This window comes from Aetokthonos hydrillicola CCALA 1050, assembly GCF_017591665.1.
GTDB classification, from domain to species: Bacteria; Cyanobacteriota; Cyanobacteriia; order Cyanobacteriales; family Nostocaceae; genus Aetokthonos; species Aetokthonos hydrillicola.
The window spans coordinates 1-11,823 of the sequence record NZ_JAAKGC010000136.1 but is presented as its reverse complement, the minus strand read 5'-3'; the positions used below and the strand labels follow the sequence as shown (position 1 = coordinate 11,823).

General features: G+C 41.3%; 11 protein-coding genes and 2 pseudogenes. 9 read left to right on the top strand and 4 right to left on the bottom strand.

The features are described from left to right. Nucleotides 1-221: 221 nt before the first annotated feature. Nucleotides 222-518: pseudogene (locus G4P69_RS33010) on the bottom strand (PH domain-containing protein); the annotation flags it as partial. Here G4P69_RS33010 and G4P69_RS33005 point away from each other — a divergent pair. After that, nucleotides 513-671: pseudogene (locus G4P69_RS33005) on the top strand (YceD family protein); the annotation flags it as partial. The pseudogenes G4P69_RS33010 and G4P69_RS33005 sit on opposite strands and share 6 nt — an antisense overlap. A 387-nt stretch (nucleotides 672-1,058) precedes the next feature. On the opposite strand, the gene G4P69_RS33000 reads toward G4P69_RS33005, so the two are convergent. Beyond that, the gene (locus tag G4P69_RS33000; protein ID WP_208354058.1) at nucleotides 1,059-1,706 is read right to left on the bottom strand and encodes a tetratricopeptide repeat protein; all 648 of its coding nucleotides are present in this window, start codon (nucleotides 1,704-1,706) and stop codon (nucleotides 1,059-1,061) included. Nucleotides 1,707-1,918: 212 nt separating this feature from the next. Between G4P69_RS33000 and G4P69_RS32995 the strand changes: the two genes are divergently transcribed. The 4 genes from G4P69_RS32995 to G4P69_RS32980 all read left to right on the top strand — a co-directional run bounded on the left by G4P69_RS32995 (nucleotide 1,919) and on the right by G4P69_RS32980 (nucleotide 7,009). After that, nucleotides 1,919-3,433 (top strand): AAA family ATPase, encoded by a 1,515-nt coding sequence (locus tag G4P69_RS32995; RefSeq protein WP_208354056.1) that lies wholly within the window; start codon nucleotides 1,919-1,921, stop codon nucleotides 3,431-3,433. A 156-nt stretch (nucleotides 3,434-3,589) separates the two neighbouring features. Next, nucleotides 3,590-4,093: an SH3 domain-containing protein gene (locus G4P69_RS32990; protein WP_390693677.1), complete on the top strand. Its 504-nt coding sequence runs from the start codon at nucleotides 3,590-3,592 to the stop codon at nucleotides 4,091-4,093. Between the two features lie 441 nt (nucleotides 4,094-4,534). Further along, nucleotides 4,535-5,953 (top strand): peptidoglycan-binding domain-containing protein, encoded by a 1,419-nt coding sequence (locus G4P69_RS32985; protein WP_208354049.1) that lies wholly within the window; start codon nucleotides 4,535-4,537, stop codon nucleotides 5,951-5,953. A 183-nt stretch (nucleotides 5,954-6,136) separates the two neighbouring features. Further along, a complete protein-coding gene (locus tag G4P69_RS32980) occupies nucleotides 6,137-7,009 on the top strand; it encodes an S-methyl-5'-thioadenosine phosphorylase (RefSeq protein WP_208354047.1) in 873 nt (290 codons plus the stop codon). A gap of 62 nt (nucleotides 7,010-7,071) precedes the next feature. On the opposite strand, the gene G4P69_RS32975 is transcribed toward G4P69_RS32980, so the two are convergent. Continuing rightward, complete coding sequence (locus G4P69_RS32975) at nucleotides 7,072-8,046, bottom strand: extracellular catalytic domain type 1 short-chain-length polyhydroxyalkanoate depolymerase (RefSeq protein WP_208354045.1); 975 nt, start codon at nucleotides 8,044-8,046, stop codon at nucleotides 7,072-7,074. 442 nt (nucleotides 8,047-8,488) lie between these two features. Here G4P69_RS32975 and G4P69_RS32970 point away from each other — a divergent pair, with 442 nt between their 5' ends. Continuing rightward, nucleotides 8,489-8,989, top strand: coding sequence for a hypothetical protein (locus tag G4P69_RS32970; RefSeq protein ID WP_208354043.1), 501 nt, complete (start codon nucleotides 8,489-8,491; stop codon nucleotides 8,987-8,989). Nucleotides 8,990-9,069: 80 nt separating this feature from the next. After that, nucleotides 9,070-9,774 (top strand): polysaccharide deacetylase family protein, encoded by a 705-nt coding sequence (locus G4P69_RS32965; RefSeq protein ID WP_208354040.1) that lies wholly within the window; start codon nucleotides 9,070-9,072, stop codon nucleotides 9,772-9,774. 176 nt (nucleotides 9,775-9,950) lie between these two features. Here G4P69_RS32965 and G4P69_RS32960 read toward each other — a convergent pair whose 3' ends face one another. Continuing rightward, nucleotides 9,951-10,298, bottom strand: coding sequence for a helix-turn-helix transcriptional regulator (locus G4P69_RS32960; protein WP_208354062.1), 348 nt, complete (start codon nucleotides 10,296-10,298; stop codon nucleotides 9,951-9,953). Between the two features lie 437 nt (nucleotides 10,299-10,735). Between G4P69_RS32960 and G4P69_RS32955 the strand changes: the two genes are divergently transcribed. After that, nucleotides 10,736-11,125, top strand: coding sequence for a hypothetical protein (locus G4P69_RS32955; protein ID WP_208354036.1), 390 nt, complete (start codon nucleotides 10,736-10,738; stop codon nucleotides 11,123-11,125). 145 nt (nucleotides 11,126-11,270) lie between these two features. After that, a complete protein-coding gene (locus G4P69_RS32950) occupies nucleotides 11,271-11,636 on the top strand; it encodes a hypothetical protein (RefSeq protein WP_208354034.1) in 366 nt (121 codons plus the stop codon). Nucleotides 11,637-11,823 lie beyond the last annotated feature (187 nt).

The following is an 11,823-nucleotide window of genomic DNA, read 5'->3' as shown; positions in this document are numbered from 1 at the left end:
AGAGAAACCCGATACCAAAATCCATTATTCTGAATTCAACCTGAGTTACTGTAAATTAACTGAATCTAATTTATCTAAAATCATGATTTATATGCGACTAACTTTGCACTACGGATAGCCGCACTTTCTTTTTGAGAAGAGGGAGCTAAAGTAAATTCATTAAAAATTAATTTTTTTTAATTTTTGATTTTTATTTTCGTACTCCCTTGCTCTTCTCATAACTACTTTGATGCACCGCTATAGTCGGGGTTTTTATCTGTGACTTTTTCATTTATGTAGTCATAGATTTCCCGAAACTTAGGAATGGCGCGCATTTCCAAACGACTACCATTTCTCAAGGTTATTACCATATCTCCCCATGCGCCTATACCACGGGGGACTTTGACGATTTTGACAATTTCTGAGTAGATCACGTCGGTGCGATCGCGTCCCATCCAACCACCAGTTACTGAAATCCGACGATCTGTGATGCGGAAACGCAGCCACAATGCCCTAACAATCGCTCCAACTGTCAATGGTTATATGAGCAAATGTGTTTGGAAATACCTCAAAGACAACTTTGTGATAGAAAATGTCCAGGTATTCAACCAAGCGTAACCAAGATCTCCGAACAGCCAATAGATAACCGATGGGCTGGTTTAGAAGCTCTGAAAAAGCAACTTCCTAACTAAAAGTTAGTGATATTTCATTATTTCCTTGTAACGGATAGGTAGGCTTAATTTATCCGTTACCATACTTTAATTTTACGCTTGACTTTTAGCGACTTGACGAGATATTATGTGGATGATGGAAAAGGTGCGCCCATATATAGTAATTTTCAAGGTTAGCTATTTAGTAATCCCCAGGATAGCAAGCTAGTCAGCAAGAATAATAAGCTGTTGCCCATTTAATTTTTATATGGTGCGCGGGCAAGATGCCCGCACTACAGTAGTTTTATAGGGGTGAAAGGTTCGTAGTTGCGCTTTAGCGCACTAAAGTGCAACTACGAACCAAGATGTTTGACTCATGCCTTCAGCCAACGAGAAACAAGACAACAAGCTTCACCCATTGTTGCTTATTTAATTCGATGAACCTTCCCCTAATTCCTCATTACCGTTGAGCTTACCTAACTTATCTTGAGCGTATTCTACAAAAAATACAAGATTATTAGCAGCAGCAAGTTTAGCACCATCTTTTAATGCATTAATAGCAGTGTCTCGCTGCCCCATTGTTAAGTAAACATCAGCAAGAAAATATAGTAAATTTCTACTTTGGCTGTAGATATCACCAATCTGGATGTAGAGGTTTTGCGCTTGTTGGAGATATTCCAGTTTTTGCACAGGATCATCTTGCAATTTTCCAAGATCTTGCACAATATTAGCTTCTCCGATGCGATCGCCAACATTGCGGAACAAGGAGATCGCTTGGTTGTAGTGGTTTAATGCTTCTTCGTTTCGTTTGAGAAACCGCAACACATCCCCAATCGCTTTTAAACAGTTGGCTTCTCCCAGGCGAGAGCCAACATTGCAGTACAAGGAGATGGCTTGGTTGTAGTGGTTTAATGCTTCTGCATTTCGAGCCAGGAAGCGCAACACATCCCCAATCCCTTGTAAGCAGTTGGCTTCTCCCAGGCGAGAGCCTATTTCCTTATAGATTTCTAGTGCCAGTTGATAATAATCCTCAGATTGTTTAACCTGATAACGAAGCTCAAAATATAGATCTCCCAAATTCTTTAAACACGATTATACTTCCCATCAACGCGGGTTATGACAAACTCATAAATGAGAGTTGACTTTTGACGACTTGACGTGATAGTTTATGGATAATGGAATAGGTGTGGGCAGATATACTCAATTTACAAATAGAGCAAACAGTTTAGTTGTTAGAACCACTACAAAACTGAACAATGGGAAGAGAACTAAAAATCTAACATCTACTTATGAGCTTCCGTGACGAGTTTAAATTACTCTTATGCGCCCGCTACCCGTTGATGTACATTCCTACATACGAAGAGGAACGGGTAGAAGCAGCTATCCGAGAAGAAGCAGCAAATCAAGGGAATCGTCCTGTTTATATTTGGGATTTTGTGGATGGTTACCAGGGGAACCACAATGATGCAGGCTTTGGTAAACGTAACCCTCTGCAAGCTTTAGAATTTATCGAAAAAATTCCATCGTCTGCATCAGGGGTGTTTATCTTGCGAGATTACCATCGGTTTCTGGAAGATGTTGCGATCGCGCGCAAACTCCGCAATCTTTCCAGACTCCTCAAATCTCAACCCAAAAACATCGTATTACTATCACCACGCATTGCCATTCCTGACGACTTAAGCGAAGTCTTAACCGTTTTAGAGTTTCCTTTACCTGCTGCGCTAGAAATCAAAGCAGAAGTAGAACGTTTGTTAGCAGCAACGGGAAATTCTCTGCCCCCTAAAGTTTTAGATGACTTAGTCCGCTCTTGTCAAGGGCTTTCTATGGAGCGTATCCGTCGGGTTTTAGCAAGAGCGATCGCCACTCACGGAGAACTACAACCAGAAGATGTCGATCTAGTTTTAGAAGAAAAGCGCCAAACCATCCGCCAAACTCAAATTCTCGATTTTTACCCAGCCACAGAACAAATTTCTGATATTGGTGGATTGGATAATCTCAAAGACTGGCTGCTTCGTCGCGGTGGTGCATTCACCGAACGTGCGCGACACTATGGTTTACCCCACCCGCGTGGTTTGCTATTAGTCGGTATTCAAGGAACAGGAAAATCATTAACAGCTAAAGCGATCGCTCACCACTGGCATTTACCACTACTACGTTTAGACGTAGGCAGATTATTCGGGGGTTTAGTTGGGGAATCAGAATCTCGCACCCGTCAAATGGTACAAGTAGCAGAAGCCCTTGCGCCTTGTATTTTATGGATAGACGAGATAGATAAAGCTTTTTCAGGGCTGGGAAGCAAAGGTGATGCAGGAACAACTAGCCGCGTGTTTGGTACATTTATCAACTGGTTAGCAGAAAAAACATCTCCTGTTTTTGTTGTTGCGACTGCAAACGACATTCAAGCTTTACCACCAGAAATGCTTCGTAAAGGTAGATTTGATGAAATTTTCTTCGTTGGATTACCTACTCAAGAAGAGAGAAAAGCAATTTTCAACGTTCATTTATCTCGACTACGCCCGCATAATTTGAAAAACTACGATATAGATCGATTAGCTTACGAAACCCCTGATTTTTCGGGTGCGGAAATCGAGCAAACTTTAATTGAAGCAATGCACATCGGGTTTAGTCAAAACCGTGACTTCACAACAGACGACATTTTAGAAGCAGCGAGTCAGATTATACCTTTAGCACGTACCGCTGTGGAGCAAATACAGAAGCTCCAAGAATGGGCGGCGGCTGGAAGAGCACGTCTAGCATCGAAACAAGGTCCCTTGAGCGATCGCATTCAACGCCAGCTACAATAAACAGTGAACAGTAAACAGTTATCAGTGATCAAGGCATTTGGTGCTGTGTTTGGCGTTCTGATAAACACATGATTCTTGACTGATAACTGTTAACTGATAACTGATAACTGTCATCCCCGATCCCCAGTTATCAATAATGAAGTTACGATATTAACCATGCTGTTTACTAACATACTGAAATATACGCTGGGGTTTCTATTGGCGATCGCTATCTTAGCGGTTGGAGGATTGATAGGGGGTCTGTACATGATGAATCGTACTACAATACTCCCTGCAAAACCTATTTTTGCTAACGATCAAGCCTCAGTAAAAAATCAAGCTTCAAAATCTGTAGTTGTCAAAGATCAAGTAACTTCTAAACCTGAGACTAAAAACCAATCGCCTATTCCAACCCCCACACCAACTGCAAAACCATTACCACCAGGAGCGTATCAGGCGCGTGTTACATGGCAACAAGGTTTAGTTCTACGAGCCCAACCAGAACAGGATGCTGAACGTGTGGGGGGAGTAGGATTTCGGCAAAAAGTTTTCGTTTTGGAACAAAGCCCAGATAAAGCCTGGCAAAAGATCCGTCTCCAAAACGGCGATAAAGAAGGTTGGGTAAAAGCTGGTAATACTCAGCAAATTGGGAAAAACGACACCCAAGAAGGCGATCAATAATATATATATCTTGGTAACAAGCAGAAATTCACCAAATGAAGCAGTGGCGACAAATTAAGTGTAAGTGAATATTTAGAGCAATGGATAAGACGCACCATGACGGAACCCTAAAGGGTTCGGAAGCGCATTCATCCCTTGCCTGAAGTACGGGATACGCACCTGTGGTGCTCTCCCTCAAGGGTTTTCTGCATTTTTCTTATAAAAAGAAGTCAGGAGTCAGAATACACTGTGTGACACTTGAGGATGGAGAATCTTTATATACTACGATTGGATCCAAAGTTTTTGCAAAGATTCCCGGAAAATAATCAAACAGATGTGATATTAATCAATACAAAACCTCTTCTAAACAATCGCGCTAGCACAGGAATGTGTTAAGAAAAGCTAAGGAAGCGCTTGTAACAGGGAACACATCTAAAATAAAATACGAAAAAAACTATGGAAATGGTTAATTCATCACTAGAAGAGTCTCAAAATATCGGGGTTGTGGGTGCCGGAGTTGATTTCAAATTTTTTACAAACTTCTTAAATTGGAAAAAGCTCTCTAGCAGCGCGACGATTCCTGTAGTTTCTGTAGCATTGACTCTATCAGTTCTAAGTCTAGCAGATCAAGCTTCAGCTTTAGAGAAGGCAGGAAATCAGGGAGTTGAAATTACAAGTATCCAGAGGTGTTTGCAAAAGATAGGTTACTTTCGTGGTCCTGTAACAGGTAAGTTTGGTTCATTAACCAAAAATGCTGTGATTCAGTTTCAAAAAGCCCATGGACTAGCTGCTGATGGGCTTGTGGGTTCTCGAACTGAACAACTTCTGCAATCTGAGTGTCAAAGTAAAACTGGTGGTAGTAGTCGCGTTGGCAGTGAATTGCAACTAGGTAGCAGAGGTTTAGCCGTTACAAATCTACAAAAAAATTTACAGCAATTAGGTTTTTTTAACGGACCAATAACAGGCTATTTTGGATCAGAGACTCAGCAGGCAGTTATTCGATTTCAGCAGTCTCGTGGGATACGTTCTGCTGGTATTGTTGGTCCCAAAACAACAGAAGCAATTCGTGTTAGTCTTAACCAACTTCGCCGTCGAGTGAGTTATGAACCTGTCGAGCCACCGCAGGGTATTGGTGGTGACAACTTACCAATTGGAATATCTTTTGGTACTGCTGGTGCTGAAGTTGTAGAATTGCAACGAAGTCTACGGCAGTTAGGCTACTTCAACAGCAATCCAACTGGTTATTTTGGTTCATCGACTAGGGATGCTGTTGTACGCTTTCAGCAAACTAATGGAATAACACCCAATGGTATCGCTGACACCGAAACTTTGGCAGCAATCACAAATGCTTTAGGAAATCAAAATTCCTATACATACCAAAATTCCTATATATCCCAAAATCCTTATCCGGTTCAAAATCCTGATTGTTTAAAACAGAATAATGATATCTGTTTAGGCGAAAGAAGTAAGCGAGTTACAGCAGTTCAACAACGTTTGCAGCAGTTGGGATTTTTTCAAGGTAATGTGAGTGGTCGTTATGGTCCAAACACTAGGGATGCAGTCATTCAGTTCCAAAAATTTCAAGGACTCGCTGCTACTGGAGTTGTCAATTATCAAACCTGGCAAGCATTAAATATCAGTAATTTTAATAATTCTACCACAGGGAATAGTAATTCCAAAAAGAGCTATGTCGTAATTGTCCCAATTCACCATCATGATACTCTATACCAAGTACGTCAGTATGTTCCTGAGGCTTTCGCTGCTGAGTCTCGGTTAGGTGCATATGTGAATGCTGGACGATTTAGCGAACGCTTAGATGCAGAAAAGCTCTCTGACGCCCTGCGCTCACACGGCTTAGATGCAAGAGTAGAATATTTATAAAAGAATACAGAATACAGAATTCAGAAGTCAGAAGAAAGATAAAGTATTCTGACTCCTGACTCGTAAATCATGTTCGATAAAGTTAGGAAAAGGGCAGGATACAGAAGAATTCTGTATTCTGCAAAATAATGTATTCTTATGTAGGCTGATATCAGTGTTAACTCCTAACTAAATTAAAAGCAGATGGCTGAAGCTCGTATTGGAATTATTGGTGGCAGTGGTTTATACAAAATGGATGCCCTCAAAGACATAGAAGAGGTGCAAGTCCAGACACCGTTTGGTTCACCTTCTGATGTTGTAATTTTAGGAACGTTTGAAGAAACACGCGTAGCTTTTTTAGCGCGTCATGGGCGTAATCATACTCTGCTACCTTCTGAGTTGCCGTTTCGTGCTAATATTTATGCAATGAAGCAACTAGGCGTTGAGTATTTAATTTCTGCTTCAGCAGTAGGTTCTTTGAAAGAAGATGTTAAACCATTGGACATGGTGGTTCCAGATCAATTTATCGACAGGACGAAAAATCGAGTTTCCACGTTTTTTGGAGAAGGAATAGTCGCGCATATTGCTTTTGGCGATCCAGTGTGTGGGAATTTGGCTTCTGTTGTGGGTGATGCGATCGCATCTCTAAATTTACCAGACGTGACTTTGCACCGTGGTGGTACTTATGTGTGCATGGAAGGACCAGCATTTTCCACGAAAGCCGAATCAAATCTTTACCGTAGCTGGGGTGCAACAATAATTGGAATGACAAATTTACCAGAAGCAAAGTTAGCACGGGAAGCAGAAATTGCTTATGCAACTTTGGCATTGGTAACAGATTATGATTGTTGGCATCCAGAACACGACAGTGTGACAGTGGATATGGTGATTGCTAATTTACAGCGTAATGCAATAAATGCTCAAAAGGTGATTCAAGAAACAGTGAGGCGTCTAGCTAAAAATCCACCACCTAGTGATGCCCATTCTGCATTGAAACATGCAATTTTAACTCGCCTAGATGTAGCTCCATCGGAAACAAAGGAAAAGTTAAAGCTGTTGTTAAACAAGTATCTATGATAAGGAGTCAGGAGTGAGAATACTTTCTTCTGAATTCTGACTCCTGAATTCTGACTTCTTTTTTATCTTTTCTCAACAACAGTAGTTGATGAAGAGAGATTATGGCGTTGAAAAAAGTCCCATATAGCTTCACTTGCACTAAACCCAAGCTGATTATTTACTTGTTTTACTTGCGGATCTTGACTAGCACCACCTGGCCAAAAATGTCCACCGTCTACTACAGCTAATTGTAAAATTTCTGAATTACCTATACAACCATTGTACCGAGCGGTTTTCACTTGGAAGTGATCGCTCTTATCATCCTCACTGATGGGTTGGGCTTGTAATGGTGATTGACATTGATCGTGCGATCGCCAGAAATTCACAGTATCTTTGATAGAAATCAGCGAACCTCTCTCGGTGCTATCATCCCCTTGATAATGTACTTCTTGATCGTTTGTACCGTTGATCATGAGCATTGATACAGGGGCTTGAGGCTGGCAATGAGATCTATATCGTACTGGAAGCGCACCAGCTACTGATGCAAAAGCTGCTATTTTATCAGGTAATTCACAAGCCAGCGCCTGAGTCAATATTGCGCCTTTAGAAAAACCAGTAGCGTAAATTCTACTGCTGTCAATATTTCTAACCTGCTGGATATGATTGATTAGAGCAGAGACAAACGAAACGTCATTTACCTTGGTTTGAGATTTACCTCGCAAACTCCACTTATGGTTAATTCCATCTGGATAAACAACAATAAAGCCTTTTTGCTCTGCTATTGTGTTAAAGCGAGACACATCAGCCATTGAGTGACCACTGCCATCATCTCCATGAAATACTAAAACTAATGGCATCGGGCGGCTTGGATTATAAGATTTTGGAGTATATATATAATATGTACGTGTTTTTCCCTGGTCACTTAACTGACCATAAGCATCACCCGCCAAGTTTTTTTGGGCAGGCTTACTAGTCTCCTCTGCCTGGATTGACTCGCAGGCTGTTATAGTGGCTAAAAAAAGGCAAATAATAATACGCCTTAAAGACGTCCAATTCATAGTAATCACTTGAAAAGAATAATCCTATGAAGATTAGTCTATATTAATTAACTTTCCTATAAATCCTACAAATGGGTTAATTAATCCACGGTAGAAGTGATAAAAGGCTTAGGCCATAGGTATAAGCTTTTGGGCATTTAATCTCTATAGCAATCTTATTTGATTTTTGAAAAAACCCAGCGTGTTAGCGCTGTAGTGTTGTAGGCTTTGTTAGCCCAGCGTAACGCACCATTGGAAGGTTTCTACAATAGATTGATTTAGGCCGATCGCTGAAGATAGGCTAGGATTAGAGACCTTATCTTCGTATCTTCTTTACTTTGGCAGAAAAATCGGGAAAAATGGCAGATGAGCGCTTACAGATTCATTTCTAAAACTTTTGCACTTAACAGCCTATTTGTACACTCCGTAAGTTCCATACTGTACCACACTTAAGGTATAATATATGCTTTGGAAGATTATATGTTTAGTCAGCTTCCCGGTGATAGCATTGCCTTTCATCTCGGGAGGATTAGCACCTGCTATGGCAGTAGCACTCACTCACCAAGGGCAGCTTTCGTCACAACTTGTCTCCACCAGTGTGAGTAACGGCTCTGTACTGCTCTCGGGTCGATACGATAAAGATCGCGATGACGACCGAGAATGTTATCGCGAATACCAAGAAGCTTACCGAAATATTGAACGAGATCGTCGAGATCTTGAAGACGCGGATAGCGAAGGAGAGCGTCGCAGATACGAGCGTAAGCTTGATCGAGATTTTAGAAGACTTGAAGATCTTCGTGAGAATTACCCAGATTGCGACTACCAGGGGAAAAATCGCGAGTACCACGACTACCATGGGAACGGTCGGGAGTATCGCGAGTACCATGAGTACCATGACTACCGTGATGAACCCCCTGCAAGCCTACTTCGTTCAAGAGAAATCCGACCTTACTCTCGAGAATAACGAGCCTTTTATAGGGGGCTATTGCTACTTTGCATGAACGCTAAAACATTACCATTGTTGGAGAATTGAATTATCTAGATATGCAGTTAGCACCCCTATTTCCGATTATTTACCAAATTCTTAAACCAATATTTCCTGACTGTCTTTGGAGTGGAGAATCGCGCTACGTCTGTGTGGAAACGGAAGCGATTGCCACGCGAAGAATAATCGCACTAACGTTTGATGATGGTCCTCACCCGCAATACACACCCCAGTTATTAAAAGTTTTAGACTATTACAATATTCAAGCCAGCTTCTTTTTGTTGGGTGCTTGTGTTCATAGATCGCCACACATAACCAAAGAGTTACGCGATCGCGGACACTGGATTGGATTGCATGGCTATGATCATAAAAATTTTCCTATGCTCTCTGAACTAGAACTTCAGCAAAGCTTAGAAAAAACTCAAGTTGCTATATGCAACGCTTGTGATCTCCAACCCGAACAATTACGTGATGTCCGACCACCCAATGGTTTATTTACTCCGACAACTTTGAAATTATTGCGTCAATGGAACTATAGACCAGTCATGTGGAGTGTTGTCCCTGAAGACTGGGCATTACCAGGCGTTCAAACTGTCGTTCAACGAGTGTTACAGCAGGTGAAAGCTGGCTCACTAATTGTATTACATGACGGTAATTGCGGAGGACAAGATGTCACCGCGATCGCACAAATTCTCATTCCTAAACTGCTAGAACAAGGCTATCAATTTGTTAGTGTAGACACTTTATGGCAGCAAGTTTTGTAGGGGGAATGGCATAGGGCATAGGGCATGGGGCATAGAGCATAGGGTATTACTTGCTCCCCTCCAGATCCTCTGCTCCTCTGCCCCTCTGCTCTAGCCTCGCAGGAAGCCACTTTGCATCCACAATGAGTAGACGCTCTGCAGCGAGGCGTAGGCTAGACAGCGCAATTACGAACAAACTAAACAGTTTTGCTTTTAGCTCGGTGCTGTTGCGCATCTTGAGAGTCAGATTTCTTTATTGAAGAAGATTCATCAGTTCCAAGGAGATTGTGTATCTCGCTTAAAGAGCTAGGTTTTGCTGCTAGTTCTTCAGGGTACTGATTTACATACTCAATCAAGTCTTCTAGTTGACAATTGAGAGCCTTACAAAACTTAATGATTCTTTCGATTTGGTCTATTCCACTTCTACCGCTTTCCCAGTTTTGGATAGTGCTTTCAGTCACGCCTACGAGACGTGATAGCTCTAGCTGGGTAAGTCCTGCTTTCTCTCGCAGAGAAGCTATTCTTGGTTTTGCCTTCTGTTTCACATGCACAGTAATTGTTATTGTACCTATAGCCGTACATCGTAGCATTAAAAAAAAGTTTTGCACAAAAAATTTACCCCAAAAAATTTTGGTCTACCTCTTGACACACCCAAAACTTTTGGGTAAAAATATTAAGTGTCGAGGTCACCTCGACTATTTATAAGCAATCCTACTTACGTAGGGCTGCCGTAAGAGTTAGGGTGACCAAGAGAGTACACAAAAAGCGAACATTCACTTCTCAAAAATTTTTTTAGCAGAATCTGGAATGAAGCAATTTGATTTTGTAGCTCTCTACAGACAAACAACAGAGATACACTTGATGAAATTCTCCAGTAAGGAAACAAATTCTGATAGAAATAGTCAAGAGTAATTATCTGAAGTATGAGCAAACACACAGCACACAATAAACAGTTCTAACTACACAATTATTGAGGTCTAATATGTTTAAAAAATCAGTTGCTTTTGGTCTATTAGTTGCTGGATTAATGGTTGCACCCACCGCAGCTTTTGCAGGGTCTAGTCAATCACAAAATAACGTACAAACCACAGAACAAAACGGTGCAGCTACCAACGGTAGCACCAACGCACAAAGCTCTAACAGTGTGAACGTTCAGAAGCAGATTAGCAATATTACAAGCCGTAGTCATCGTTACGGCGGTTTGCATCGCGGTTGGGGCAAAACTCCTCATGCTTCTCAAGCTCAAAATTCTGATCAGAAAACTACCCAAAACGGAGCTGCTGACAACAATTCTACTAATGCTCAGACCAGCACCACTACGAACAACCAAACCCAAAATTCAGCTGTTGCTCGCAATCTTCGTAGGCGCTAATAGTAAGCGTGATTTCCAATTAGCTACTGATATTCAAAGATAGCCATTTTCTAGATTAATCAAGCCAAAAGGCGTTGCAAAATCATTAACTGAATTAAGTAACGCCAGCTTGATTACCACAACACAATTCATGAGGAATAAAAAAATGTTGAACAAAACAGTTGTATTCGGTTTAATTGCTGCTGGATTAATGATTGCACCTACCGCAGCTTTCGCAGGCTCTAGCCAATCACAAGGCAACGTACAAACCACACAACAAAACGGTGCAGCTACCAACGGTAGCACCAACGCACAAAGCTCTGACAGTGTTAACGTTCAGAAGCAAATCAGCAACATCAAGAGTCGTACTCATGGAGTAGGTACCCCAGGTGCTTCCCAATCCCAAAGCTCTGATCAAGCAACTGGTCAAAATGGTGCTGCTGACAATGGTTCTGTTAATGCTCAAACCAGCAGCACTGTAAGCAACCAAGTACAAAATTCCAATATTCGTAAGAATCGCTTACATCGCTAATAAAAGTAGTTAACACTCCAGGTAACTACCAATTGCTCCAAAAGGCGTTGCACAACATTTAACTAAAAGAGTAACGCCAAGTTAATTATCACAACACAATTCATGAGGAATAAAAAAATGTTGAACAAAACAGTTGTATTCGGTTTAATTGCTGCTGGATTAATGATTGCACCTACTGCAGCTTTTG

What these genes read in the sequence shown, in the direction of transcription:
- G4P69_RS32995 (WP_208354056.1), top strand. Translation starts at nt 1,919, where the DNA reads ATGAGCTTCCGTGACGAGTTTAAATTACTCTTATGCGCCCGCTACCCG.
- G4P69_RS32990 (WP_390693677.1), top strand. Translation starts at nt 3,590, where the DNA reads ATGCTGTTTACTAACATACTGAAATATACGCTGGGGTTTCTATTGGCG.
- G4P69_RS32985 (WP_208354049.1), top strand. Translation starts at nt 4,535, where the DNA reads ATGGTTAATTCATCACTAGAAGAGTCTCAAAATATCGGGGTTGTGGGT.
- G4P69_RS32980 (WP_208354047.1), top strand. Translation starts at nt 6,137, where the DNA reads ATGGCTGAAGCTCGTATTGGAATTATTGGTGGCAGTGGTTTATACAAA.
- G4P69_RS32975 (WP_208354045.1), bottom strand. Translation starts at nt 8,046, where the DNA reads ATGAATTGGACGTCTTTAAGGCGTATTATTATTTGCCTTTTTTTAGCC.
- G4P69_RS32970 (WP_208354043.1), top strand. Translation starts at nt 8,489, where the DNA reads ATGCTTTGGAAGATTATATGTTTAGTCAGCTTCCCGGTGATAGCATTG.
- G4P69_RS32965 (WP_208354040.1), top strand. Translation starts at nt 9,070, where the DNA reads ATGCAGTTAGCACCCCTATTTCCGATTATTTACCAAATTCTTAAACCA.
- G4P69_RS32955 (WP_208354036.1), top strand. Translation starts at nt 10,736, where the DNA reads ATGTTTAAAAAATCAGTTGCTTTTGGTCTATTAGTTGCTGGATTAATG.
- G4P69_RS32950 (WP_208354034.1), top strand. Translation starts at nt 11,271, where the DNA reads ATGTTGAACAAAACAGTTGTATTCGGTTTAATTGCTGCTGGATTAATG.